We start from the raw sequence: 25,586 nt of genomic DNA, 5'->3' as shown, positions 1-25,586 counted from the left end.
GGCCTTTCGGCCCCTCCTCGGGGCCAGGGTGGCCGTAGCCCCGCGTTCCTTCCGGAGGCTGGTATGGACAGCATGAACACCGACCGGGCGCTCCTCGTCGCCTCCGGAGTACGCAAGATCTACCGGACGGGCTCCGTCGAGGTCACCGCCCTGCTCGACCTGGATCTCCTCGTACGTCACGGGGAGATGGTGGGGGTCATGGGACCGTCCGGTTCCGGTAAGACCACGCTGTTGAACTGTCTGTCGGGGCTCGACGACATCGACGGCGGCCGGGTGGAGGTCGACGGCCACGATCTGTTCGCGATGTCGGACGCGGCACGCACGGAGCACCGGGCCCACACCATGGGCTTCGTCTTCCAGGCGTTCAACCTCATCCCGGTCTTCTCCGCGGTGGAGAACGTCGAGCTGCCCCTCCTGCTCGTGGGCACCCGGCCGCATGAGGCACGCCGCAGGGCGCTGGACATGCTCGACCGGGTGGACCTGGGCCACCGGGTCGAGCACCGGCCGAGCGAGTTGTCCGGGGGTGAGCAGCAGCGGGTGACCATCGCCCGCGCCCTGGCGGGACGCCCGGCGATCGTGTGGGCGGACGAACCGACGGGCAACCTCGACAGTGCGATGGCCGACCAGGTCATGGACCTGCTGTGCGAGCTCAACAGGGACGAGGGCCAGACGATCGTCCTGGTCACCCACGACAGTGCCATCGGCGCCCGCGTCCCCCGACTGATCCGGATGCATGACGGACAGCTGGTCGACGACGTCCGCCAGACCGCCACGGCCCGAGCCCCGAGCCCCGACGTCCCCTTGGGTTGAGCATGTACCCGAACCTCCTCATCCCCCTGCTCACCGCCCTGGCGCTCGCCCTCGCGGGCCTGGTGCTGGTCGCCGTCCGGCAGCCGGTGTCACGACGGCTGGCCTTCCGGCAGATCGCCCGTCGGCGCACGGAGGCAGCGCTGGTGATCGGCGGATCGATGCTCGGCACGGCCATCGTCATCGGGGCCCTGGTCGTCGGCGACACCCTGAACTTCTCCGTACGGCAGGAGGCGTACCGCACTCTCGGGCCGGTGGACGAGCGCGTCGTCGCACCCCCGGGGCCGACCGGCCGCGCCGTGACCGAACGGCTGGGCGCCCTGGCGGGCGACCCCGACATCGACGGCGTTCTGAACGCCCAGGCCACCCAGGCATCGGCGGTCAGCCATACCGACGGCCGCACGGTCGCCGAGCCACGCGTCCTGGCCTGGCAGATGGACTTCGACAAGGCGGCACGCTTCGGCGCACCGGGTGGGGATTCCGGTCTCGGCGGACCGGACCCGAAGCCCGGCCAGGTCGTGGTCAACGAGCCGCTGGCCCGGTCCCTGAGCGTGGGGGCCGGGGATCCGGTCACGCTGTACCTGTTCGGGGTTCCGGGGACGTACCGGATCGAGCGTGTGGTGCCGGAAGAGGGGCTGGCCGGTGTGGGCCTGGGCGGCAGGCTGAACCGCGACGTGTTCCTGGCACCGGGGACCCTGGACTCCGCCGCCCGGGCCGCCGGTGCGGAACCGCGCTCGGTCACCTTCGTCTCCAACCGAGGCGGCGTCGAAAGCGGCGAAGCCCTGACCGACCGGGTGACCGCCGACATCCGGCAGGCTCTGGGCCCGCTGGCCGGGCAGACGGAGATCGAGACGCCGAAGCACACGGTTCTGCGGGACGCCAGACAGGCCGGGGACTCCCTCGGAGCCCTGTTCCTCATGATCGGCAGTTTCAGCATCATCGCGGGCGCACTGCTCCTGGTGAACATCTTCGTGATGCTCGGCGAGGAGCGGAAGTCCCAGATGGGCATGGTGCGGGCCGTGGGGATGAAGCGCTCACGGCTCGTCGGGTCCTTCACCCTCGAAGGGGCGACCTACGCGTTGCTGTCGGCGGTGCCGGGCGTGGCCATCGGGGTCGCCGTCGGCTGGGGCGTCGCGGTGGTGGCCGCGCAGATCTTCCAGGGCTGGTCGGTCGGGGGCAGCAGCATCCGCATCGCCTTCGCCGTGACCCCCACCAGCGTCCTCAACGGACTGGCCATGGGCCTGCTGATCGCTTTTGCCGCCATCCTGGCCACCAGCGTGCGCATCAGCAGGTTCAACATCATCGCCGCGATCCGCGACCTCCCGACGACGCCCGGTCAGCGACCGCGCCGCCGTCTGCTCGCCGTCTCCAGCACCCTGGCCGTCCTGTGCGCGTTCGCGGCCGTCCCGGCCGTGGCACGCAGCCAGCCCGACGCCACCTACCTCATGCCGGCGCTCGCCCTCGCCTTCGCCACTCCGGCGCTCCTGCGGGTTCTTCCCCGTCACACGGTCACCACCCTGGTCGCGGGAGCCGTTCTGGTCTGGACGCTCCTGGCACCCGTCATACGCCCCCGGATCTTCGACACACCGTCGATGTCCGTGTACGTCATCCAGGGCGCCCTGGCCGCCTTCTCCGCCGTGGTACTCGTCAGCGACAACCAGAAGACCTTGCTCCGCCCCGTACGGCGACTCCTCCAGCGCCCGACGGAGGGCGGCCTGGCGGCACGGCTCGCCGTCGCATACCCGCTGGCCAAGCGATTCAGGACCGGTGCGACGCTGGTGATGTACACCCTCATCGTGTTCGTCCTCGTCCTCCTGACGGAGATCTCGGGCATCCTCCGCGCCGGAGTCGACGGAGTCGTCGCGGACGCCACCGCCGGATACTCCCTGCGACTGGACTACAACCCCCAGGTCGCCGGCGACCGACTCGTCTCCGATCTCCGCGGCGGCCCGTCGGCCGCCGGGATCGCCGCCGTGACACCGCTGCTCAACGCCACAGGGCGAGCCACCGATCCCGGGCTCCGCACCTCGACGGCTTCTTCGGCAGCACCGGCGGCCCGGCCGGCGACTACTACGACCCCGGCGACACCCTCACCCTGACCGACCCCCGCACGGGCCGCAGCGAACAGAAGATCATCGCCGGCGTGCTGAGCAACGGGATGGTCTTCTACCCGGGCACCGGCGCCAGCTCGACCACCTACCCCGTGATCATGGGCGAGCAGGCGACGCGCGAGCTCTTCGGCGCCCAGGCACAGAACGCCTCCGCACTGGTGAGAACCAGCACCGGGACCTCCCCCGACGCCCTGGCGACCCAACTCCAGGGCGAGCAGCTCTCCTCCAGCCTGGTCGCCACGCCCATCGAGTCGGAGATACGCCAACAGTTCGACTCCAGCACCGCCTTCTTCCGCCTCATGCAGGGATTCCTCGCCCTGGGCCTCGGCGTGGGCATCACCGGCCTCGGCGTCGTCATGGTCCGGGCCGTACGCGAACGCCGACGCACCATCGGCATCCTGCGGGCCCTCGGCTTCCGGGCACGGACCGTGCAGCGGTCCTTCCTGTGGGAGAGCACCTTCATCGCCGTGGAGGGAATCGTCCTCGGCTCACTCCTCGGCGTGCTCACCACCTGGCTGATGTACAGCAACAGCGCCGCCTTCGAGGGCCTCGAAGGAGGGTTCCCGGTCGAATGGACCAGCATCTGCGTCCTGGCGGCAGCGACCTTCGCCGCGTCGCTCCTGGCCACGATCGGGCCGGCGCGCCGCGCGGCCGCCATCCGCCCCGCGCTGGCGGTCCGTGTCACCGAATGAAGGGCACCCCTCGCGGAATAGGTCGCCGAGCGCCTGATGACCGGCAGTCGGCGGGGTTGCGCTGCTGGGCCGACGTCCGGTCCGCGCGGAACGCGCCTGCCCACCTCTCCTCGGCGTCCGAGCTGCTCGACCTGGCGGCAGGCCTCCTCGCGGAAATCGGCAACACTCCTACCCGACAACGAGCGGCACTGGCGCGCATTCAGCGCCCGGGTTCGCCGGCTGAGGTCCGATGGGTGCGAGTTCCGCTTACCCCAGGTGGGAGAGGAGAACCCCGCGAGCCTCCCCGCGCTGCGCAGTAGTGGCTGAGGAGCGGTGACTCCTACTCAGGAGAGCCGCATTCGCAGGCGCGGCGCCAGTCCCGGTACGCGGTCACCGCCGTGGGCAGTGCGGGGAAGATCAGATCGGCACCGACCGACTCGGTCAGCCCGTAGGCGTCGAGATCGCCGAGCAGGTCCTGCTTCACACCAGCCAGCGCGAACACGATGCCGCGCCCGGCCGGTTCGCGGCGCAGCTCATCGACGGAGTCCAGCGCGGTGATGTCCACCTCCACGTTGGCCTCGGCATTGAGCACGAACCAGTGGACGGGCCCAGACTGCTCCGCGACGGCGGCGAGTGCACGGCGCCGGAGGAGGCCAGCCGCCGGAAGGCTGCCAGGTCGACCATCTAGACGGCGGCGTAGGTGACGAGGGCGCCCAGCACGGCGACCGGGATGAGACTCAGCAGCGGGCTGAGGAACAGCGGTACGGCGAGAACGGCCGCGCCGGCGGTCAGCGAATACACCTGACTTCGCGCGCCGGTGGAGTCCCACGGCGTGAACGTGCAGGTCGTGGCCGATCCCACCGGCAACCTGCTGTGGATCTCGCCCGCGCTGCCCGGCCGCACCCATGACCTGACCGCGGCCCGCCCCCACCGCATCATCCGGATCTGCGAACGCCAGGGTGGTCCGATCCTCGCCGACCGCGCCTACATCGGCGCCGGCCCGTGGGTGACCACACCGATCAGACGGCTCCCGAACCGGGACCTCACCACGACCCAGCGAACGGTCAACCGGGCCCTGTCGGCGGCACGGGCACCGGTCGAACGCAGCATCGCGCGGCTCAAGTCCTGGCGAATCCTCCGCAGAGCCCGCTGCAGCCCCCACCGCATGACCACCATCGCCCCAGCCATCCTCACACCCTGGAACGCCAACGCTGAAAATGCTCAGTGGTATCCCAACACCCTTGCCCTCAGCGCCGAGCGCCCCGTTTACGCTCTCGACACTCCCGGCGCCCCCGGCCGGAGCGTCCAACGCGAACCGATGTGGCAGCCCGAGCGCGCGGCGCGTTGGATGGACGAGGCTCTCGATGCGCTGGGCCTCGGCAAGGTCCACCTGGTCGGTTCCTCGTACGGTGGCTGGCTGGTCATCAACCAGGCCCACCTTCGGCCCGGGCGGCTCGCCTCGGTCACTGCCCTCGACCCGGGCGGTCTGGAGAAGGTCGGCCTGCGCTTCTTCGTTTGGATCTTCGCCAGCCTCTTCGCCACCTACGCCCCCAAGGCGTGGCGCCCCCGCCTCGCCAAGTGGCTGGAGCAGCCGGTGATCGTCGTCCCCGAGCTCCGCGCGATGATCCAGGCCAGTGTGAAGGCCTTCAGGGTCCGCCGCCCCGCCCCGCTGCCGCTGTCGGACGCGGAACTGGGCTCCATCCGGACTCCGTTCTACCTGATCATGGGCAAGCGCAGCCTGCTCGTACACCCCAAGCGGCAGCTGGAACGCGTACCGCGCCTGATACCCGGCGCCCGCGCCGAGATCGTCGCGGCCACCGGCCACGGCCCGCAGATCGACCACCCCGACCTGGTCAACGCCCGGATGCTGAGCTTCATGTCGGCCCCTGACGTTGTTGCTCCGCTCGTCGTCTCATCCCACGACGCGTCCGGGTTTCGCGCCCTGCTTGTGGTGGCTGGGGCATGAGTACGGTTCGCCGGTTTCGAGGACTTCGCCGACCTCGTGAATGGCACCCTGAGCAGCTGCCTGGTGGGAGGAGATCCGCACGAAACCGCTCGACAGGCCGCAGGAGGCCACGGAACGGGGCCGGCTCGGCACGTTGTCGCCGCACATCGAGGCCCGTCTGGCCGCCGCGGAGCAGAAGCTCGCCGCCATGCGCGACCTCGCGGGCCGATGCCCCACCGTCCACCTCGGCATGCCGGACTTCCGTGGCGTCGTCGCCCGCATCCACTCCGAGCAGCGAAACGGGGATACGAAGCCGCAGCCCTGAGGACCACAACGAGGACATGACCGTGTTCCTCTGTTCCAAGTGCGGCACCGCGATCACGCCGGAGCCGGCCCCCGTCCCCGACGTCTCCGACGACGAGCGCGGCCGGGGCGGAGAGACACGCCGGGCACCTTCCACCGTTTCGCGGGGCCGCTATGTGATCGATCCCGAGCCCTGGGGGCCTCCTTGCGTCCTGCAGGACGCAAGGAGGACCCTATGCCGGCTCAGTTGCGCGGCCCCATGGTCTGGGGATGCAGGCTTCGTCGTCTCGGCGGGCAGCCGACAGAGAGTGCCGGTGGCGGGGACAACACGCCCGACGGAACGCGTCCACCCGACCTCTTCCGCACGCCACCACCGCCATGCAGGCGATCCGATTCGCCGCCACCATCCTGTGGCCGACCGTCCCGAACACCCCGCCGCCCGGCTTCCGCCACGCCGGCGAGCGCCTGCTCCAGCTGGCTGCCAACTGGCGTGAGGCGGCAGTGGAACTCGGCGAGTTCGCTCCACCACGCTCCACCACGCTCCACCACCTGTTGTCTCTGCCCGCTGATCGTCGATCTTCATCAGGACCGGGGGCGACCGAGTTCAGAGTTGGTGCGGTGGCAGGGGGCCTCCACCGGATCGCAGCGCGAGCCCGCTGCCGTGCCTCCCAGGCGAGAGGCCGGGATGCGACCTAGGGTTGAAGGGAGTTCCGCCACGGCACTCGCCGTCGCCATCGTGGATGCCGAGATCGAGGCCCGGGCTGAGAGCGGACGGCCCGCCCGGCATCGACGCCGGGCGCGGCCCGACGTCGGAGGAGGCTGCCGAGCCGTTCAGGCCCCGCTTGCCCTGTGCCGGACATCCCGGACAGCCACAGCACCAGGCAGGAGAGTCCTCAATGCCTCAGAACCCGACCTCTGCGATGCGCGCGGCGGCCCACGCCACACCCAAGGAACGCGCGACCCTCGGCAAGAAGGCCCGGCGCCACTCGCCGCGGTCGGGCCACGCCGTGTACAAGCCGTCGCCCGGGAGGACGGATCCCCTGGCGATCCTGGAGGCGCAGTCCGCGGCACGAGTGCCCGAGCTCGTGCCGATCCGCTACGGCCGGATGACGGAATCCCCTTTCCGCTTCTACCGGGGGGCTGCCGCGATCATGGCCTCCGACCTGGCCGGCACCCCGCGCTCGGGACTCACGGCCCAGCTGTGCGGGGACGCCCACCTTCTGAACTTCCGCCTGCTCGCCTCACCGGAGCGGCAGCTGATGTTCGACATCAACGACTTCGACGAGACACTGCCGGGTCCCTGGGAGTGGGACGTCAAGCGGCTCTCCGCGAGCTTCGTCATCGCGGGGCGGGCGAACGACTTCGACGACACCGAGCGTGCCCGAATCGTCCGTTCGACGGTTCGTTCGTATCGCGAGGCCATGATCCGCTTCGCGGGGATGCGCACCATCGACGTCTGGTACGCGAAGATCGATGCGGACCTCCTCGAGTCCCTGGCCGCGGGCCGGCTCCATGCGACGAAGCACGGTCGGAGGAACCTGGCCCACGCGCTGGCGAAGGCCCGTACCCACGACAGCCTGCAGGCTTTCGACAAGCTCACCGAGACGGTCGACGACCGACCCAGGATCGCGGCGGATCCCCCGCTGCTCGTCCCGGTCGGCGACCTGCTGCCGGACGTCGAGCGCGCCACGCTCGAGCGCCAGTTCCGCGGCCTGATCGAGCGGTACGGCCGCACTCTCGCTTCCGACCGGCGCACCCTCCTGGAGGACTACCGACTGGCGGACGTCGCCCGCAAGGTGGTCGGCGTCGGCAGCGTCGGCACCCGGTGCTGGATCTTCCTCCTGCTCGGCCGGGACGACCAGGACCCGCTCTTCCTCCAGGCCAAGGAGGCCGACGCCTCCGTGCTGGCCGCACACGTCGGCGCGAGCCGGTACCGCAACCAGGGCGAGCGGGTGGTAGCGGGCCAGCGGCTGATGCAGGCCACGAGTGACATCTTCCTCGGCTGGGAGCGAGTGGACGGGATCGACGGCAAGAAGCGCGACTTCTACGTCCGCCAGTTGCGCGACTGGAAAGGCATCGCCGTGCCGGAGAGGATGCGGCCGAAGGACATGCAGGCGTTCGGCGAACTGTGCGGGGTCACACTGGCTCGTGCGCACGCGCGGTCCGGCGACCGCATCGCGATCGCCGCCTATCTGGGCGGCGGCGACTCGTTCGACCGAGCCCTCGCCACCTTCGCGGAGGCGTACGCCGACCAGAACGAGCGAGACCACCAGGCCCTGGTGGACGCGGTGCGCGCGGGCCGGCTGCCCGCGGAGGAACTGCCGGCGTCCTGAGCCGCGGATGGCAGCCGCGCCATGTCGCTCAGGGGCAGCTCGAAGCCGGGTTGTCGTGGACGAGGGCGCAGATCATCTGCTCGCCGCGTCGGTGGTCCGGTTAGGTGGTGCGCAGTTCGGCCTTGAAGTCGTTCCACCGGCGAGTGGTCTCGGCGGTGGCCCCGGATACGGCGTGGCTGAAGTTGTCGCCGGTGTTCCAGGACGTCGCACTTGGCACGGTCGGAGCTCTCCTCCCACGTGCAGAGGGAGGACAGATCGCTCTGGTCGGCCCGAATCTCGCCCTGCGCGTCGACGAGGCCGTCGGCCGCCTGGACGGCGTTGCGGAAGCGGACGACGGAGGTACGGATACAGGCGAGGAGTTCGGTGGTGGCCTCGTCCCGACTACAGGGACAGTCCGGAACGTAGCGGGAGGGGGCGATGTGGTCGGCGTTGTCGCAGCGCAGAGGGCCGAGGAGAAAGTACCCGCCGTGGTCATCGGCATGCTCCACCGGGAGACGGCACGCCCGGGCGGACCGAACGGGCGAGTCTTGGCTACGCCGTGCTCGCACATGTCTACGGGGGCCGACGTCGGCCCGTGGTTCCGCACGGCGCTGTCCGGCGTGTCCCCGTCGACGTCGACGGAGCGGGGTTCGCCGACCTGTAGAAGGGGGCCCACGGGCGATCGTCCGGAGGTCTGGGACATGAGTAGTGGTGCTTGGGCCGGCGCCGCAGTCGCCACCATCACCGCCGCGTACGCGCTGGGCTCGCGTCGGCTGTCCACCACGCCGATCTCGTCGGCGATGGTGTTCGTCGGTGCCGGCATCCTCATCGGGCCTGCCGTGCTGGACGTCATCATCGGAGCCGGCTGGCTGCTTGCCTGGCCTCTGTTGCCGGGCTGACTCTGTGGGAGCTCGGCCTTGTCGGTGCCATCCTCGCCCCGACCGACGCCGCTCTCGGCAAGACAGCGATCACCCACCCTCGCGTTCCGGTGCTCGTACGTCACGGACTGAATGTCGAGAGCGGCCCGAACGACGGCATGGTCCTGCCCTTCTTCCTCCTGTTCCTGGCAGCCATCCCCGGCACTCAGTACGCGGAGGAAGGAGTGGTCGGCGTCTTCTGGCAGGCTCTGGTCCTGAGCACCGCGCTGGGATTGCTGGTCGGGTGACTGGGCGGCACACTCCTGCAGTGGTCCAGGGCCAAGGGATGGATCACTCGGGCATGGCGTCACCTCTATCTGCCGGCCGTGGCGGCCGGGGCGTACGAACTTGCCGTGGTGACGGACGGCAGCGGCTTCATCGCCGCGTGGGTCGCCGGGTTCGCCTGCGGGTTCGCCATGCGGCAGCACTCGACCGGAGTCGACAAGCAGAACTCCGACCGCACGGCCGAATTCGCCGAGAACCTCGGCGAACTCCTGGCCGCGATCAGTCTTCTCGTCTTCGGGGCCGTGCTGCTCGGCCCCGGGCTGGAGCACTTGAGCTGGCGGATCGTCCTGTACGCGGTACTCGGCCTCACCGTGGTCAGGATGCCGCCAGTGGCTCTCTCACTCGCCGGGAGCGGGCTGCGGCTGCGGCTGCCGACCGTGGCGTACATCGGCTGGTTCGGGCCGTGTGGTCCGGCCTCCGTGGTCCTGGCGCTGCTGGTGGTGGAGGATCCCGTCCCCGGGGTGGAACTGCTGGGGAACGTCGTCGCGATCACCGTCGGTCTCAGCGTCCTCCTGCACGGCGTCTCGGCCGTGTCCCTCGCCGAGCGCTACGGCCACTGGCACGAGAAGGCCACAGCCGCATCTCTGCTTGCCGTCGGCGGTCGTGGGACCGTGGCGACGTCCCCGGTGACCAGGGTGACCTGGTGGGTCGCCGAGGGCTTGGCGGGAGCGGTGGGCTTGGCCCGCGCGGCTTGCGCGGGTGCCTGCGGAACGACGAGCGCCGAGGCCGGCAGGGGCACCGCGGTGGCCGCCGCGATCAGCTCCCGGCGTCTGCGCCGGAAAGCGGAAGGACGGGGAGGGGGTTCCATGGCATGGGTCTGTCGACCGGGGAACGCCGTCGTGAACGTCCCATGACGGCAAGTCCTCGCCATGGCAAAGGCTTGGCAGTCGTGAACCGCGCGATTCCGGGCGGAAGGACGTGGCGGGTCGCGGGTACCGACATGCGCCGGGGAACGACGGGGGTCAGATTGGAGATATCCGACCCGCCGGACGGAGACTCCTCGGCGGGCAGACGACATGGAGGAGCCTGTCAGACCATGGCTCGCGAAGAAACGACAGATGAGTCGCCGCGACTGGTTCTCGTCGTCGGCGTCGCCGGGTCGGGCAAGTCGACGGTGGGTCGTCTTCTCGCCGAGCGGCTGGGTTGGGCGTACCGGGACGCGGACGAGTTCCACTCCGAGGCCGACCGCGCCAAGATGGCTGCCGGCCATGCCCTCACGGACAGCGACCGGGAGCCGTGGCTCGAAGCGATCGGGGAGTGGATGGACCGGGCGACCGCGACCGGTCAGCGGGCCGTCGTCACCTGCTCGGCGCTCAAGCGTCACTACCGGGACAAGCTGCTGGCAGGGCGGCCCGACACCGTTCTGGTGTACCTGCACGGCTCGCGCGAGCTGCTGGAGTCCCGGCTGGCCTCGCGGCACGGTCATTTCTTCCCGGCGGCCCTGCTGGACAGCCAGCTCGCGGTCCTCCAGGAGCCGGAGCCCGATGAGCACCCGGTGGTGGTGGAGATCGACCAGTCTCCGGAGGCCGTCGTCACAGCCGTGCTGTCGCTGATGCGCCGGGACTCCGGTGTCGGGGTTCCGGCGCACGGGCCGGGCCCGGAGCGGGCCGTCCACGCCGTCGTACGCGAGAGTTCTTCCGCGTCCCCCGGCCCCACGGGCGCGTCGTGGCGGTTGGTCCGGGAAGAGCAGAGCGCGGAAGTGGTCCAGCTGGGCGGCGCCCTGCGCGACTACGTCGTGAACGGCCGACCGCTGCTCGACGGGTTCTCCACGGGGTCCACCATCACGGGCGGGCGCGGGCAACTGCTCGTCCCCTGGCCGAACCGCGTGGGCGGCGGACGCTACCGCTTCGACGGCAGGGATCTGCAACTCCCCCTGACCGAGGTGGAGAAGGGCAACGCGATCCACGGGCTGCTTCGCTGGACGCTGTGGGAGCTGCTCGCCCGCACCGATGACTCGGTGGTGCTCGGCACAACGCTCTGTCCCCAGCCCGGATATCCGTTCCTCCTCGATGTCCGTGTCGAGTACCGGCTGGGGGCCGACGGGCTCAGGACGGCTGTCCGGGCCACCAACACCGGTACCGATCCCGTGCCTTACGGTGTGGGCCAGCATCCCTATCTCACGGTCGGCACCGAACTCGTCGACAGCGCCGTGCTGACCGTTCCGGCCCGGACCCTGCTGCGTACCGACGACAGGGGCCTGCCGATCGGCCAGGAGCCCGTCGAGGGCACCCCGTACGACTTCCGCACCGCCCGCCCCATCGGCGGCCTGCGGCTGGACACCGCTTTCACCGGACTCGACCGCGATCCCGACGGGCGGGCGATCGTGCGGCTGGCGCACCCCTCCGGGCGGCGGGGCGTCGATCTGTGGCTGGGCGAGGGCACTCGCTGGGTGCAGGTGTACACGGGCGACACCCTGGCCGAACCCGAGCGCCGGCGACGGGGAGTCGCCGTGGAGGCGATGTCCTGTCCACCGGACGCCTTCCGGAGCGGCACGGACCTCACCGTCCTGCAGCCGGGCGCGATCCACGTGCTCCGCTGGGGGCTGATCCCCTGGGGGTACGCGTGACACCGTCCGCCGAGCCGTCGAGGACGGGCGGCATGACCGCGCACGATTTCCGGGCGCTCTACGAGCGGCTCCGGAGCCGGGCGGCGCCGCCGGCGGTGAACGGCCGGTGTGGCGCGCTCCGCCATCTCACACCTGAGCGGGTGGTGGCGGCCGCCTCGGAGGTCCGGCTCGGACGCACCGTGTCGATGGCGGCTCCGATCGAGACCGTACCGGGTCCCGACGACCCTGAGCCCGCGGTGCACCGCATGACCGGCCCGAGCCCGCGCGATCTCCGCTCCGACGCGCTCCACTTCGCCACCGACCGCTTCGCCATGAACGTGCACGGCGACGCGGACAGCCATCTCGACGCCCTCTGCCATGTGGTGTTCGACGGGGAACTCTACGGCGGGGTGCCCGCGAGCACCGTGACCGACGCGGGGGCCGGTCGGCTCTCCGTCGACCTGCTCGGCGACGGCATCGTCGGCCGGGGTGTCCTGTTGGACATCCCGCGGCTGCGTGGCGTGCCCTGGCTGGAACCGGGCGACGTCGTGACCTCGGGCGACCTGACGGCCGCCGAGGCCGCGCAGGGAGTCCGTGTCGGACCGGGCGACCTGCTGTTCGTCAGGGTGGGGCATCGTCTTCGGCGCACCGAACTCGGGCCGTGGGACTCGGCCGGGGCGCGGGTGGGTCTGCACCCGACCGCCGTGGAGTTCCTGGCCGAGCGCGAGGTCTCCGTTCTGGGCGGAGACGGCAACAACGACACCGCTCCCAGCGTGGTGGAGGACATCGCCTTCCCCGTACACGTCCTGGCCATCCACGCCATGGGGGTCCCTCTCATGGACTACTTGGGGTTCGAGGACCTCGTCCCGGTCTGCGCGCGGGCCGAGCGCTGGAGTTTCCTCTGTGTGGTGGCCCCCCTGCGGCTGACCGGAGCCACGGGGTCGCCCGTGAACCCGGTCGCGGTGCTGTGAACGGCCTGGCGTCGGGGACCGTCGCGGTGCCGCGAGAAGGCCTTGCCCGCCAGGGACCGCCGCTCCGGTCGCCGTCCACGAGGAGGGCAGCTACCTTCGAGGGAGGTGGGGCCGCCGGACCCTCGCCCCTCGGGGCGCCAGGTGCCTGACATCGGGTCGGGGCCATGATTCCAAGGACGGTGGTCGCCATGGGCGACGCCCCTCACTATGACGTCATCATCATCGGCACCGGCGCCGGCGGAGGCACTCTCGCCCATCGGCTCGCCCCGTCCGGCAAGCGCGTCCTCCTCGTCGAACGCGGCGGCTACCTTCCGCGTGAGCGGGACAACTGGGACTCGACGGCGGTGTTCGTCAGGGGCAAGTACCGTGCGCCGGAGTTCTGGCTGGACAGGAACGGCGACGAGTTCCCGCCCGAGGTCAACTACTACGTCGGCGGCAACACCAAGTTCTACGGGGCCGCCCTCTTCCGGCTGCGTCCGGAGGACTTCGGCGAGATCCGTCATCACGGCGGCATCTCCCCGGCCTGGCCGATCCGGTACGAGGACCTGGAGCCGTACTACACGCAGGCCGAGCACCTCTACCTCGTCCACGGACGGCACGGCGAGGATCCCGGCGAAGGCCCGGTGAGCGCGCAGTACGCCCATCCACCGGTGGAGCACGAGCCGCGCATCCAGCAGCTGAGCGACGATCTCGAGAAGCGCGGCCTGCACCCGTTCCACCTCCCGATCGGCGTCAACCTGATCCAGGAGAACGGCGGGCGGGCCACCCACTCCAGCGTCTGCATCCGGTGCGACCGCGTCGACGGCTTTCCGTGTCTGGTGCGCGGGAAGTCCGACGCCGAGGTGATCTGTGTGGAACCGGCTCTGGAGCACCCCAACGTCGAGATGGCCACGCACACCCAGGTGGTGCGGCTGGAGACGGATGCCGGGGGACGCCGGGTCAGCGCGGTCGTCGGCCGGCTGGCGGACGGTTCCGAGGTCCGGTACACGGCGGACGTGGTGGTCGTCTCCTGTGGGGCGGTCAACTCCGCGGCGCTGCTGCTGGCCTCGGCGAACGAGCACCATCCCCGTGGCCTCGCCAACAGCTCGGATGTGGTCGGCCGCTTCTACATGCGGCACAACAACCTCGCTCTGATGGCGGTGTCGAAGGAGCCCAATGACACCCGATTCCAGAAGACCCTCGCCGTCAACGACTGGTACCTCGGCGCGGACGACTGGGACTTCCCGTTGGGCGGCATCCAGATGCTGGGCAAGTCCGACGCCGAACAGATCCACGGCGAGGCCCCCCGCTGGGCCGGTGCGGTGACTCCCGACATGCCGTTCGAGGTGCTCGCGCGTCACGCCGTCGACTTCTGGCTGTGCGGTGAGGACCTCCCCCGGCCCGACAACCGGGTCACTCTCGACGGCGACGCCCGTATCCGTCTCGCTCTCGACGAGAAGAACAACATCGAAGGCCTGAAGCGGTTGAGGCACAAACTGCAGGGAATGCTGGGGCACCTCGGCATGCACGAGCACCACCTGCTGTCCCGCAGCATCTACCTGCACAAGGGCATGCCGATCGGTGCGACGGCGCACCAGGCGGGCACCGTACGCTTCGGCGCCGATCCTGCCGCCTCCGCGCTGGACGTGAACTGCAAGGCCCACGACCTCGACAACCTGTACGTCGTGGACACGAGCTTCTTCCCGAGCATCGGCGCGGTCAACCCGTCCTTGACGGCCATCGCCAACGCCCTGCGGGTCGGGGATCACCTCGTGGCCCGGCTGGGTTGAGATCGGCGCGGCCGGGCCCGTAGGTGGTCCGTCCGGACGAAGACGCTGGGCTCAACGGCCCAAAGGCGAGGCGGAGGAGATGCCGACCGCCTCATCGGGTGATTGCGTGAGCTGCCCGGCCGCGCCGGCCCCGGGCCCAGGCGACCGCGCAGCGAGGAGGCAGGGAATGGATTCCACTGTGGAGGCACCGCAGGATGTGATCCCGGCGCGTTTGCTGCACGGCCAGAAGGCTCTGGTCACCGGGGCCAATTCGGGCATCGGCAAGGCCACGGCCATCGGTCTGGGCCGAGCCGGTGCCGACGTGGTCGTGAACTACGTGGCGGGGCGCGAGGCCGCCGAGGAGGTGGTCGCGGAGATCGCCTCGTTCGGGGTCCGCGCCGCGGCGTACGAGGCCGACGTGTCCCAGGAGGACCAGGTCGTCGCCATGATGGACCGGATGGTCCAGGAGTTCGGCACCATCGACGTTCTCGTGGCCAACGCGGGACTGCAGCGGGACGCCCGGCTCACGGAGATGACGCTCGCACAGTGGCAGAAGGTCATCGACGTCAATCTCACCGGTCAGTTCCTGTGCGCCCGGGAGGCGACCAAGGAGTTCCGGCGCCGGGGCGTGGTCCCCGAGGTCTCCCGCTCAGCCGGGAAGATCATCTGCATGAGTTCGGTGCACCAGATCATCCCCTGGTCGGGCCACGTCAACTACGCGTCCTCCAAGGGCGGCGTGCAGATGATGATGCAGACCCTGGCCCAGGAGCTGGCACCCGAGAAGATCCGCGTGAACGCGGTCGCCCCGGGAGCGATCAGGACGCCGATCAACCGCGCCGCCTGGGAGACGCAGGAAGCGCGGGAGGACCTCCTGCGGCTCATTCCGTACGACCGCATCGGTGACCCCGAGGACATCGCGAACGCCGTCGTCGCGCTCGCCTCCGACCTCATGGACTACGTGGTGGGAACCACCCTGTACGTCGACGGCGGCATGACCCTCTTCCCGGGATTCGCCACGGGCGGATGACCGTCTCCCGGCCTGTCACGTCCACGAACAGCGAAGGCTTGCATGTCCACCTCGTTCCACCTGCTGGCGGATGCCCCGGCCCAACTCCTGCCGGCCCGGGAACTCATGGCCTTCACCCTGGCCTCCCACATCATCCTGGTACCCCTCGGCGTCGCCTTCCCCTTCATCACCCTTGTCATGCACTACCGCGGACTGCGCCACAAGGACGCCACGGCACTGCTCCTGGCACGACGCTGGTCGGCCGTCATGGCGGTGCAGTTCGCGCTCGGCATCGTCACCGGCACGGTGCTCTCGTTCGAGTTCGGTCTGCTCTGGCCCGGCCTGATGGGGCGCTGGGGTGATGTCTTCGGCATCGGATTCGGCGTCGAGGCCTGGGCCTTCTTCCTGGAGGCCGTGCTCATCGCCATCTACCTGTACGGATGGCGGCGGCTGAAGCCGCGGACGCACTTCCTCCTGGGCCTGCCCCTGCCGTTCGCCGCACTGCTCGGAGCGTTCGGCATCCTGGCCGCCAACTCCTGGATGAACACGCCACAGGGCTTCTCGCTCGACTCCGGGGGCAACCCGGTCGACGTGAACGTCTGGAAGGCGATCTTCACGCCGATGTTCGGACCGCAGTACTGGCACTTCGTCGTGGCGATGGTCCTCACCGCGGGCTTCATGGTGGCCGGGGTCTATGCCGTCGGCTGGCTGCGCGGCCGCCGGGACCACTACCACCGGCTCGGCTTCGCCGTTCCGTTCACCATCGCCGCCGTCGCCGCCCCGGTGCAGTTCGTCCTCGGCGATTCCATCGCCCGGTCGGTGTTCCACAAGCAACCGGTGAAGTTCGCCGCGATGGAGATCGTCTGGAAGACCGACACCAGGGTGCCGGAGTACCTCTTCGGACGTCTGAACGAGAACGGCACCGTCTCGGGCGGCATCAAGATCCCCTTGCTCGACTCGGTGCTGGCCGGGTTCAGCCCGGACACCGAGGTGGTGGGACTGACCTCCGTCCCGGCGGACCAACGCCCCACGGCCACACAGGCGACCATCGCCCACTGGGCCTTCGACCTCATGGTCCTGATCGGATCCGTGCTGGTGCTGCTCGCCCTCTGGTACGGGTTCGTCTGGTTGCGGCACCGCCGGCTGCCCGCCTCTACCTGGTTCTACCGCTCGGCGGCCTGCGCGGGCGTCGCCTCCGTGGTGGCCGTCGAGTGCGGCTGGATCGCCACCGAGGTCGGACGCCAGCCCTGGATCGTGTACCAGAACATGCGGGTCGCCGAGGCGGTGACGTCGACCCGCTCCACCAGCCTGTGGATCATGCTCGGTGTGGTGATGGCGGTGTACGTGTTCCTCTTCGGCTCGTTCCTCGTCATCCTGCTGAAGATGCGCACGCGGTGGCGCCTCGCCGACCGGCAGCAGGCCGCCGGAGGGACGGGCCGTCCGCCGGAGGACGACCTCCCCTACGGGCCGCGAGCCCCCCTTCCCGTGGGAGACGCCCCTCCCACCGGAGACGGAGCCGGGCGGCCCGGGGGTGACCGCTCGTGACAGCCGACCTCATCGCCGTGGTCCTGCTCCTGGCCGTGACCGCGTACGCCTGCGCCGGTGGTACCGACTACGGTGCCGGCTTCTGGGACCTGACGGCCGGTGGGACGGCGCGCGGCCGGCGGCCCCGGTGGCTCATCGACCACGCCATGGCTCCCGTATGGGAGGTCAACAACGTCTGGCTGATCTTCGTTCTCGTCATCATGTGGACCGGTTTCCCCGTCCTGTTCCAGACCGTGTTCTCCGCGATGTGGCTCCCGCTGGCCCTGGCCGTCGTGGGCATGGTCCTGCGTGGCGCCGGATTCGCCTTCCGCAAGCCGACCCGACGGCTCGCCGGCCGGCGTCTGTACGGCGCCGTGTTCGCCGTGGCCTCGCTCGTCACGCCGTTCTTCCTCGGTGCCGCCGTCGGCGGGGTCGCGTCGGAACGCGTGGCTCCCGGCACCGAGGCCTCGGCCGACATCTGGACCAGCCCCACCTCCCTCGTGTTCGGGCTCGTCGCCGTCGCGACCACGGCCTTCCTCGGCGCGGTGTTCCTGACCGGGGACGCCCGCAGGTTCGACGCGCCCGATCTGGTCGGCTACTTCAGGCGACGGGCACTGTGCAGTCTCGCCGTACTCACCGTGCTCGCGGTGGTCACCGCGTTCGTCACCCACGAGGACGCCCCCCATGTGTGGCACGGACTCACCCACGGCCTGGGGCTGTTCTTCGTCGTCGTGGCCGGAGCAGCCGCCCTCGCCACCCTGGTGATGCTCCTGCGGCCTCCGAGCACCTGGATGCGTGTCACGGCAATCGGCGTCGTCGCGTCGGCCGTCGTCGCCTGGGGTATGGCCCAGCGTCCCTATCTGCTGCCGACCTCGCTGACCGTGGCCGACGCCGCGGGCGCGCCCGCCACGCTGACGTGGCTGGCGATCGTCACCTTGGTGGCCCTGGTGCTCGTCGTACCGGCCGTGGTCCTCCTCTACTGGCTCGACACCCACGGTGAGCTCGAAGAGCTCACCGACGCCGAGCTGCGCAAGGGGAGCGGCACCACGGGTGACGACGCGGCACCCGACCTCTGATCGCCCGTTCGCACGCGTCCTGGACGCCCCTCACGCCCGGACCCCGAGGAAGGAAGCCGCTGTGACCGACGACGAGATCCTTCTCGGACTCGCCCTGACGGTGGTGCTCGCCACCGGATCGCAGATCCTGGCCGGCAAGCTGCGCGTCCCCGCCCTGATCATCCTGCTTCCCGTCGGGTTCGCCGCCGGCGCGATCACCGACGTCATCCACCCGGACAGACTGCTGGGTCCGGACTTCTCCGCCCTCGTGTCGCTGTCCGTCGCGGTGATCCTCTACGACGCCGGTCTGGGACTCGACCTGCGCAAGCTGGCCCACCACACCCGAGGGATCGTGGGCAGGCTGCTGGTGTACGGCGTGCTGCTCACCTTCCTCGTCACCAGCGCGGTGGCACCGGCGATGTTCGACATGCCCCTGCGCGTGGCCGCGATGCTCGGCATGATCCTCGTCGTCTCCGGGCCCACGGTCGTGGGGCCGATCCTCGACTTCGTGCGGCCGAGCGACAAGGTACGGCGCATCCTGATCTGGGAAGGGACGCTGACCGACCCGATCGGCGCCATCCTCGGCGCCCTCACCTTCCACGCGGTCGCCTCGTCACACCACATCGACATCGGTCGGGGTTACCAGCTGGGTCAGTTCGCACTCAGCCTCGCCGTCGGGATGGTGGGCGGAGTCGTGGGAACCGCTCTGCTGTGGTTCACCCTGCGCACCCTGCGACTCGGCGAGACCCTCGGAACGCTGGCACAGCTCGCCATCGTGATCGGCGTATCGGCGGGCTGTGACGTCGTGCGGGACGACACCGGGCTCATCGCCGCCATCCTGGCGGGACTGGCCGTCTCCAACATCCGCGGCTTCGACATGCCCTCGCGCCGGCCCTTCCTGGAGACTCTGGTCCAGCTGATCATCGGACTGCTGTTCATCTCCATCTCCTCCACCGTGTCCCCGGCGTCCCTGGTGCCGGTACTCCTCCCCGGGCTCGGACTGATCGCGATCCTCGTCCTGGTCGTCCGGCCGATCGTGGCCTTCGGCGCCGCGGCGCGCACGGACCTCTCACGGGGGGAGCGTGCCTTCGTCGGGTGGATGGACCCACGCGGCATCGTCGCGGCAGCGACGGCCTCGGCCTTCTCCGCCGGCCTGGTGCAGCGGGGGGTCACCGGGGCCGAGGAGATCCTTCCCGTCACCTTCCTGGTGATCGTGGGAACCGTTCTCCTGTACTCGCTGACGGCGGCCCCGGTGGCCAGACGGCTGGGCGTCGTCAGAGCGGAGGGCACGCGCGTCCTCCTGGTGGGCGGCGAGCCGTGGGTGGTCGACCTGGGCAGGGCCCTGAGATCCGCCGGCCTCGACGTGCTGATGTGGGCGGGACTCGACGAAGAACGCGAGGAGATCAAACAGGCGGGCCTCGACCTCGCCAAGGGCGATCTGCTGGCCACGGCCATCAACCCCGGGGCTCGTCTGGAGGGCGTGACGGCCGTCTTCCTGGCCACCGACGACGACGACTTCAACGCGCTCGCCTCGATCGTGATGCAGGACAACGTCGAGGGGCCCGTCTACCGGGTGGGGCCACCGCACGACAGCCACGGCGTGGTCGCTCCCTACACCGGCGGCGACATCCTCTTCGGCCGCTCCCTGGTCCGGCACGTCCTCGCGGAACGCTACGGACGGGGTGCCCGGTTCGTGGTGCAGCCGGCCGCCGCCCCGCTGCCGCCGGAGTACGACACGCTCTTCGTGGTGCGGGCCGACCACCGGCTGGATCCCGTCACGGAGAGACGGGAGACCGTGCCGCAGGAGGGTGACACCGTCGTCCTCCTCGGGCCCGCGACGACCGCCGCATCACCCTGAGGGCCCCGCGGCCTACGGTCCGGCGCGCCGCGGCTCTCGGAGCATCGAGTCCAGGGTGATCGCCGCGTCGATGAGGGCCAGATGGGTGAAGGCCTGGGGGAAGTTGCCCAACTGCCGTCCCGTCAGGTCGATCTCCTCGGAGTACAGCCCCAGGTGGTTGGCGTAGGTGAGCATCTTCTCCAGCACCAGCCTGGCCATGTCGGTGCGTCCGGCCCGGGCCAGGGCGTCGACGTACATGAACGTGCACAGGGAGAAGGTTCCCTCGGAACCGCGCAGCCCGTCGGGCGACGCCTCGGGGTTGTAGCGGTAGACGAGGCTGTCGCTGACCAGCTCACGTTCCATCGCGTCCAGAGTGGACTTCCACATCGGGTCGTCGGGGGTGATGAAGCCGACCGTCGGCATGCGCAGCAGCGACGAGTCGAGCACGTCGTCGCCGTAGTGCTGTACGAAGGCCTGCTTCCCCGGGTCCCAGCCACGGTCGTACACCTGCGCGTAGATCTCGTCCCGTGCGTCGACCCAGCGTCCGCCGGCCGCGGGACGACCGTCGTCGTAGGCGATCCGCAGGGCGCGGTCGAAGGCCACCCAGGACATCACGCGACCGTAGGTGAAGTCCTTCCGGCCCCCGCGCGTCTCCCAGAGCCCTTCGCCGGGCTGGTCCCAGTGGTCGACCAGCCAGTCGAGCAGGGTGTGCAGGGCCTTCCAGCCACCGCGGTCGAGGTGCATGCCGTGCTCGTGCGCGAAATAGATGCTGTCGAGGGCCTCGCCGTAGATGTCCAACTGGAGCTGCGTCGCCGCTCCGTTGCCGATGCGGACCGGAGCGGAGCCGCGGTACCCCTCCCAGTGGCCGAGGGTCTCCTCGACCAGGTCCGCCGAGCCGTCGACCCGGTACATGATGTTCAGCGGCCCGGAACCGTTCTCCTGACCGACCTCCTGCTTCACCCGCGCGTGCAGCCAGTTGATGAACGCGGACGCCTCTTCCTTGAATCCCATCCCCAGCAGGGCGTACACCGAGAACGAGGCGTCCCGGATCCAGGTGAACCGGTAGTCCCAGTTGCGCTCCCCGCCCAGTTGCTCGGGGAGCCCCGCCGTGGGTGCGGCGACCAGGGCGCCAGTCGGCGCGTAGGTCATGAGCTTCAGCGTGATGGCCGACCGTTCCACCGCCTCCCGCCAACGGCCGGAGTAGGTGGACTGTCCCAGCCAGGAGCGCCAGAAGCGGACCGTCTCGTGGAAGAGGCGCTCGAACTCCTCCAGGCGCACCTCGCGCGGAGGCCCGTCGGGGGCGGATTCCATGACCAGGCCGCGCTGCTGCCCCGCATGCAGGCTCAAGGAGAAGCGCAGGTCGTCGTTGTCGCCCGGGAGGATGGCCAGCAGCCGCTCGTCCTCCGGCTCACGGACGGCGTGGACGGCCAGGTCCAGGTCCTCCGAGCTGAACAGGGCGCCACGCTCGGAGATGTGCAACTCGTGCGGCTTGCGGCCGTAGTCGAATCGCGGGGCGATCTCCCCTTCGAACGTCATGCTCCCCCGTACGCAGCGGAGCATGCGGACGATGCGGTGCCGGTCGGTCGCGGTGGTTCCGGTCACCGGCATGAAGTCCACGACCTCCCCCGCCCCGGCCTCGGTCATGAAGCGCGTCACCAGGACGGCGGTGTCCGGATGATAGAGCTGCTTGGTCGTGTACGTGTCCGCGACAGGCCGCACGGTGAAGTGGCCGCCCTTGTTCCGGTCGAGCAAGGCGCCGAAAACGCTGGGCGAGTCGAACCGCGGACAGCAGAACCAGTCGATCGTCGCATCGGTCGTCACGAGGGCCGCGGTCTGCAGATCACCGATGAGACCGTGGTCCTCGATCAGGGGATAGTCGTCCATGGTGGACCCCTTTCAGCCCCCGTCGACCACAATCGGGGCGCCGTCACGCCCCGGCCGGAGTGGACCGGAGCGGCACCCGATCAGCTTAGGCCGACCGTGTCCGCCCGTCCTGGCGAGGACGCCGCCCGAGCCGGCCGCCCAGTGGCGGGCACCATTCCACGACGACGGCGACGGCTGGTTCCGCACCGGCGACCTGGCACGTCGTGATGCCGGTGCTCGCTCTGGGAGCGACGCCGTCCAAGGACGGGGCGCCCGGCTGGCGCAAGGAGCGGATGGCGGGCCACAGGTACCCCGTCCGGCGGAATTCCTCGACGTCCTGCCCACCAACGCCACGGGCGAGATCCTCAACCGCGATCGGGCGGAAGTCCTTCGGCGGCGCCACGACGCATCGGCCGCCGGACGAGGACATGCGGCGTCGCTCCGGTCGCGAGACCCGGCGAGAGCGCCTTTGCTGGACGGGCGACGGACGCTCCGCCGCTCGCGGCCACCCGCGGACCGCTCTGCAGGAGATCCGTATGGAAGCCCAGCACTGGCCGGTGCCGCCGGCGCTCGCCGTGGCCGGGTTCGTCGCCGGGAAGGAGCCTCGGTCCCCGTGAGCGCACCGCGGGAGGGCGAACAGGGCCGCCGGATCCGTCCCCGGCACGTTCGCCTGCTCCTGCCCCTCCTGCGTTCGGCGGTCGTGGTGACGGCAGCCACCACGGCCTACTTCCTGCTGCCCCTCGACAGAGACCTCGACCAGCACACGGGCACCGTGCTGGTCCTGGGGATCATGGCGATCGGCGCGCTGCTGGCCCTTCAAGCCGTCAGCATCGTCGGTTCGCCGTACCCGCGGCTGCGCGCCGTGGAAGCCCTGTCCACCGCGGTCCCCCTGTTTCTGCTGCTGTTCTCGGCCACCTACTACCTCTACGCGCGAGGGCAGGGAGAGCCCTCCTTCTCCGAACCGCTCAGCAGGAACGACGCTCTCTACTTCACGGTGACCGTCTTCGCCACCGTCGGCTTCGGCGACATCGTGCCGGTCTCGGAGACCGCTCGGGTGCTGACCACGGGTCAGATGGTGGCCGATCTCGTCCTCGTAGGTGTGATCGCGAAGGTCATCGTCGGAGCGGCCCGGATCGGCCTGGAGCGACGCCAGTCCTCCTCGGCACCGGAGGAGCCCGACCCGTGACCTCCTTGCCCCAGTTCCGGAAGGACGGAATCCATGACGGTGTCGCAAGCCGGCGCGGCCCCCTCCGAAGAGCCCGTGGAGTCCGCGGAGGCCGACCGATTGCGGGACCTCCTGCGGAAGCCCGCCTATCGCAAGGTCCTGGTGTTCAGCGCGCTCATCGGCGTCCCGATCTCCCTGGCTGCCTTCTGGTTCCTCGCCGGCCTGCACGAGCTCGAACACGTGATGTGGGCGGACCTGCCGAGGGCACTGGGCTGGGACACTCCACCGGCCTGGTGGCCGCTGCCCCTGCTCGCCGTGGCCGGAATCGTCGTGGGCCTGGTGGTGACCCATCTGCCCGGCGCAGGCGGCCATGTCCCGGCGTACGGCCTGCACGCCGGCGAGGCCTCCGCCGACGCCTTGCCCGGGGTGATCATCGCGGCGTTCGCCAGCCTCCCGCTCGGTGCCGCCCTCGGCCCGGAGGCGCCCCTGATCGCGCTCGGCGGCGGTCTGGCCCTGCTCTTCCGGCGTCTCGTCCGCGCCCCGGCCACCCCGCAGAGCACCGCCCTGCTGGGCGCGGCGGGCTCGGCGGCGGCCATCGCCGCCATCTTCGGCAACCCGCTCATCGCTGCGATCCTCCTTATCGAGGTGGCGGGCGTGGGTGGTCCCCAACTGTTCGTCATCATGCTTCCCGCCCTGCTCTCGAGCGGCGTCGGAGCCGTGGTGTTCACGGGCTTCGGCCGCTGGACGGGCTTGGAGACGGGCAGTCTCTCCCTTCACTTCCCCACCGCTCCCCCGCGCCTTGACACCGGGGACGTGGTGTGGTCGATCGTGCTTGCGGTGGGGATCGGCGCGCTGGTGCACATGGTGATCATCGGTGGCCGGCTGGTCGCCGTCTTCGTGGCGGACTCCACCTTCGTGCGGACGGTGATCTGCGCCGTCGCCGCCGGAGGCTGCGCCGCCCTCTACACGCTCGTCACGGGTCGCACCCCCGTCGACGTGGCCTCGTCCGGCCAGGCCACCTTGGCCGGACTCGCCGAAGACCCGCACGCCTGGGGCGTGGGCGCCCTCCTGGCCGTCGTACTGTTCAAAGCCGCCGCGTACGCCCTCTGCCTGGGCAGCCTCCGCGGCGGCCTGGTGTTCCCGGTCCTCTTCATCGGGGCGGCTGCGGGCCTGCTGCTCGCGCCGCTGCCAGGCCTCGGGGTCATCCCTGCGGTCGCCGCGGGCATGGCCGCCGCTTCGGCAGCCGCTCTGCGGCTGCCGGTCAGCAGCATCGCCCTCGTGGTCCTGTTGCTCGGGAACTCCGTGGCGATCCCGGTGGTGATCCTGGCTGCCGTGACGGCCTTCGTCACCGGCGAGCTGCTCCCGACGGGCCCGCCGGTGAGGCGCCATCCACCGCCTGAGGACAAGGCTGCGGGCGACGGGGCTGTACGGGGCGGGGGCTCCGTACACGGCCGAGCCGTACAGGGGTGAGCGCCGCCGTACAAGGCTCAGCCCCGTACGACCCCGGGTGTCGCCGGCCGCGGGCGCGCTCGCCTCCTTCGCGACCTTCTGGGTCGGCTTCCCGTCCCGACAGCTCGGTGGCGTCACTTTCGGCCACTTCGGTGACCGGATCCACCGCAAGGGCACGCCGGTCACCACCCGCGTCGAAGGGCCGCGGCTCAGAACCTAGGGGCGTTCGAAGGCCTGCAGTACACCACCGAACGAGAAGCAGAGCGCACCGCACAACGTCCCCCAGTTGGCGATGTCGGCGTTGACCGGGCTCTGGGTGGCGGGCCGGGTGAAGGCGGCCAAGGCGGAGACCATGAAGAGAATCGACCCGAACTGATTCACCGCGACCACCCACCAGCCGAGGCTGCGCGAGCGGAGGCAGGGACGGGAGCGATGGCAGATCTCGGCGAACGCGAGGTGACCCGAGATCAGGAAGAGCACGCATCCGATCACGTCGGGAGTCCAGATCAGCCGGTTGGTCTGCTGGACGGAGAGCCCCTGCAGGAAGGAGTCGAGCAGGTTGACTCCGAACACAAGCGTCCCGGTGAACAGCACGAACGTGCCGAGCCAGTCCAGACGCATCGGTTCGTACCCCCACCACCGCCAGCCGGCCGTGGCCAGTGCGCCGCTGCCTGGGGAGTGACGAGGCGCGTTCAGGACCTGCAAGAGCGAGGTGTAGCCCCCGGTGTTGAAGAACAGCCCGCCCACGAAGTAGATCGAGGCGCTCTCGACCGGGTCGCCCGAGCCGAACTGGGCGACCCCGGCGCCGAGAGCGAAGAGGATTCCGCCGAGGAAGAACGCCACCGACGCGACGGAATTGAGCCTGCGAAGTCGGTCCAGGGCCTGGGTGTCGGCGGTCGGGGGCGTGGCGACCGTGCCCCCGGGGCCGTGGACGGACAGGGCCCCCCGCTTGCGCGCGAGCCGCGACTCCCATACCACCGTCCCCCCTTCGGGGCGGTGCCAGGTGAGCCGGGTGGTGAACGGTCCCGCGCCTTCGGCGCGGTGCTGGGGCGGTTCCACGTCACGAGCGTAG

General features: G+C 70.3%; 19 protein-coding genes and 3 pseudogenes. 19 read left to right on the top strand and 3 right to left on the bottom strand.

Features of this window, described 5'->3' with window-relative positions:
• The first annotated feature begins 63 nt into the window (after nt 1-63).
• The 3 genes from OO54_RS10475 to OO54_RS10465 are packed head-to-tail and all read left to right on the top strand — an operon-like array spanning nt 64 to nt 3,610.
• Nucleotides 64-810, top strand: a complete 747-nt coding sequence (locus OO54_RS10475) for an ABC transporter ATP-binding protein (protein WP_234439623.1) — start codon at nt 64-66, stop codon at nt 808-810.
• A 2-nt stretch (nt 811-812) separates the two neighbouring features.
• Nucleotides 813-2,906, top strand: coding sequence for an ABC transporter permease (locus OO54_RS10470; protein WP_033202549.1), 2,094 nt, complete (start codon nt 813-815; stop codon nt 2,904-2,906).
• A gap of 44 nt (nt 2,907-2,950) precedes the next feature.
• Nucleotides 2,951-3,610, top strand: coding sequence for an ABC transporter permease (locus OO54_RS10465; RefSeq protein ID WP_157856458.1), 660 nt, complete (start codon nt 2,951-2,953; stop codon nt 3,608-3,610).
• A 319-nt stretch (nt 3,611-3,929) separates the two neighbouring features.
• Here OO54_RS10465 and OO54_RS48740 read toward each other — a convergent pair.
• Nucleotides 3,930-4,477 (bottom strand): annotated as a pseudogene (locus OO54_RS48740) (SulP family inorganic anion transporter); the annotation flags it as partial.
• Here OO54_RS48740 and OO54_RS47290 point away from each other — a divergent pair.
• The 14 genes and pseudogenes from OO54_RS47290 to OO54_RS10405 form a co-directional block, all read left to right on the top strand.
• Nucleotides 4,416-4,804, top strand: a pseudogene (locus OO54_RS47290) (transposase family protein); the annotation flags it as partial. The pseudogenes OO54_RS48740 and OO54_RS47290 sit on opposite strands and share 62 nt — an antisense overlap.
• A gap of 22 nt (nt 4,805-4,826) precedes the next feature.
• A pseudogene (locus tag OO54_RS10455) lies at nt 4,827-5,555 on the top strand (alpha/beta fold hydrolase); the annotation flags it as partial.
• A gap of 133 nt (nt 5,556-5,688) precedes the next feature.
• Nucleotides 5,689-5,859 (top strand): hypothetical protein, encoded by a 171-nt coding sequence (locus OO54_RS10450; RefSeq protein ID WP_200146757.1) that lies wholly within the window; start codon nt 5,689-5,691, stop codon nt 5,857-5,859.
• An 874-nt stretch (nt 5,860-6,733) separates the two neighbouring features.
• Nucleotides 6,734-8,170, top strand: coding sequence for a DUF2252 domain-containing protein (locus tag OO54_RS10445; RefSeq protein ID WP_033202547.1), 1,437 nt, complete (start codon nt 6,734-6,736; stop codon nt 8,168-8,170).
• A 680-nt stretch (nt 8,171-8,850) separates the two neighbouring features.
• Nucleotides 8,851-9,048, top strand: a complete 198-nt coding sequence (locus OO54_RS45810) for a hypothetical protein (protein ID WP_157856457.1) — start codon at nt 8,851-8,853, stop codon at nt 9,046-9,048.
• 89 nt (nt 9,049-9,137) lie between these two features.
• Nucleotides 9,138-9,314 (top strand): hypothetical protein, encoded by a 177-nt coding sequence (locus OO54_RS45805; protein WP_157856456.1) that lies wholly within the window; start codon nt 9,138-9,140, stop codon nt 9,312-9,314.
• A 105-nt stretch (nt 9,315-9,419) separates the two neighbouring features.
• Entirely contained in the window at nt 9,420-10,205 is a 786-nt protein-coding gene (locus OO54_RS42325) for a cation:proton antiporter (RefSeq protein WP_157856455.1), read from the top strand.
• A gap of 182 nt (nt 10,206-10,387) precedes the next feature.
• On the top strand, nt 10,388-11,917 hold the full coding sequence (locus OO54_RS46355; RefSeq protein WP_159391648.1) for a gluconokinase, GntK/IdnK-type: 1,530 nt from the start codon (nt 10,388-10,390) through the stop codon (nt 11,915-11,917).
• A gap of 32 nt (nt 11,918-11,949) precedes the next feature.
• Nucleotides 11,950-12,867, top strand: coding sequence for a cyclase family protein (locus OO54_RS10430; protein WP_033202546.1), 918 nt, complete (start codon nt 11,950-11,952; stop codon nt 12,865-12,867).
• A gap of 188 nt (nt 12,868-13,055) precedes the next feature.
• Nucleotides 13,056-14,636 (top strand): GMC oxidoreductase, encoded by a 1,581-nt coding sequence (locus OO54_RS10425; RefSeq protein WP_033202545.1) that lies wholly within the window; start codon nt 13,056-13,058, stop codon nt 14,634-14,636.
• 166 nt (nt 14,637-14,802) lie between these two features.
• Nucleotides 14,803-15,642, top strand: coding sequence for an SDR family oxidoreductase (locus tag OO54_RS10420; RefSeq protein ID WP_033202544.1), 840 nt, complete (start codon nt 14,803-14,805; stop codon nt 15,640-15,642).
• Nucleotides 15,643-15,684: 42 nt separating this feature from the next.
• The gene (locus tag OO54_RS10415) at nt 15,685-17,166 is read left to right on the top strand and encodes a cytochrome ubiquinol oxidase subunit I (RefSeq protein ID WP_033202543.1); all 1,482 of its coding nucleotides are present in this window, start codon (nt 15,685-15,687) and stop codon (nt 17,164-17,166) included.
• Entirely contained in the window at nt 17,163-18,221 is a 1,059-nt protein-coding gene (locus OO54_RS10410) for a cytochrome d ubiquinol oxidase subunit II (protein ID WP_033202542.1), read from the top strand. The genes OO54_RS10415 and OO54_RS10410 overlap by 4 nt, the downstream gene beginning before the upstream one ends.
• A gap of 61 nt (nt 18,222-18,282) precedes the next feature.
• Nucleotides 18,283-20,058, top strand: a complete 1,776-nt coding sequence (locus OO54_RS10405) for a cation:proton antiporter (RefSeq protein WP_033202541.1) — start codon at nt 18,283-18,285, stop codon at nt 20,056-20,058.
• Nucleotides 20,059-20,070: 12 nt separating this feature from the next.
• Here OO54_RS10405 and OO54_RS10400 read toward each other — a convergent pair whose 3' ends face one another.
• The gene (locus OO54_RS10400; protein WP_033202540.1) at nt 20,071-21,921 is read right to left on the bottom strand and encodes a glycoside hydrolase family 15 protein; all 1,851 of its coding nucleotides are present in this window, start codon (nt 21,919-21,921) and stop codon (nt 20,071-20,073) included.
• A 592-nt stretch (nt 21,922-22,513) separates the two neighbouring features.
• On the opposite strand from OO54_RS10400, the gene OO54_RS10390 reads away from it, so the two are divergent.
• Together OO54_RS10390 and OO54_RS10385 are read left to right on the top strand one after the other, a co-directional pair.
• Nucleotides 22,514-23,086: a potassium channel family protein gene (locus OO54_RS10390; RefSeq protein WP_234439535.1), complete on the top strand. Its 573-nt coding sequence runs from the start codon at nt 22,514-22,516 to the stop codon at nt 23,084-23,086.
• Nucleotides 23,087-23,119: 33 nt separating this feature from the next.
• Nucleotides 23,120-24,535: a chloride channel protein gene (locus tag OO54_RS10385; protein ID WP_033202538.1), complete on the top strand. Its 1,416-nt coding sequence runs from the start codon at nt 23,120-23,122 to the stop codon at nt 24,533-24,535.
• A 195-nt stretch (nt 24,536-24,730) separates the two neighbouring features.
• On the opposite strand, the gene OO54_RS10380 is transcribed toward OO54_RS10385, so the two are convergent.
• The gene (locus OO54_RS10380; protein ID WP_033202537.1) at nt 24,731-25,573 is read right to left on the bottom strand and encodes an NADH-ubiquinone oxidoreductase; all 843 of its coding nucleotides are present in this window, start codon (nt 25,571-25,573) and stop codon (nt 24,731-24,733) included.
• Nucleotides 25,574-25,586: the final 13 nt, after the last annotated feature.

Origin of the sequence: Streptomyces wedmorensis (assembly GCF_000716445.1) — a bacterium.
Classification (GTDB): Bacteria; Actinomycetota; Actinomycetes; order Streptomycetales; family Streptomycetaceae; genus Streptomyces; species Streptomyces wedmorensis.
The sequence above is the reverse complement of the archived record's forward strand: the minus strand, read 5'-3'. Positions and strand labels throughout refer to the sequence as shown.

Bases quoted from the DNA above. Each gene is read 5' to 3' on its own strand.
- OO54_RS10475 (WP_234439623.1), top strand. From the start codon at position 64: ATGGACAGCATGAACACCGACCGGGCGCTCCTCGTCGCCTCCGGAGTA.
- OO54_RS10470 (WP_033202549.1), top strand. From the start codon at position 813: ATGTACCCGAACCTCCTCATCCCCCTGCTCACCGCCCTGGCGCTCGCC.
- OO54_RS10445 (WP_033202547.1), top strand. From the start codon at position 6,734: ATGCCTCAGAACCCGACCTCTGCGATGCGCGCGGCGGCCCACGCCACA.
- OO54_RS45810 (WP_157856457.1), top strand. From the start codon at position 8,851: ATGAGTAGTGGTGCTTGGGCCGGCGCCGCAGTCGCCACCATCACCGCC.
- OO54_RS46355 (WP_159391648.1), top strand. From the start codon at position 10,388: ATGGCTCGCGAAGAAACGACAGATGAGTCGCCGCGACTGGTTCTCGTC.
- OO54_RS10430 (WP_033202546.1), top strand. From the start codon at position 11,950: ATGACCGCGCACGATTTCCGGGCGCTCTACGAGCGGCTCCGGAGCCGG.
- OO54_RS10425 (WP_033202545.1), top strand. From the start codon at position 13,056: ATGGGCGACGCCCCTCACTATGACGTCATCATCATCGGCACCGGCGCC.
- OO54_RS10420 (WP_033202544.1), top strand. From the start codon at position 14,803: ATGGATTCCACTGTGGAGGCACCGCAGGATGTGATCCCGGCGCGTTTG.
- OO54_RS10415 (WP_033202543.1), top strand. From the start codon at position 15,685: ATGTCCACCTCGTTCCACCTGCTGGCGGATGCCCCGGCCCAACTCCTG.
- OO54_RS10400 (WP_033202540.1), bottom strand. From the start codon at position 21,921: ATGGACGACTATCCCCTGATCGAGGACCACGGTCTCATCGGTGATCTG.
- OO54_RS10385 (WP_033202538.1), top strand. From the start codon at position 23,120: ATGACGGTGTCGCAAGCCGGCGCGGCCCCCTCCGAAGAGCCCGTGGAG.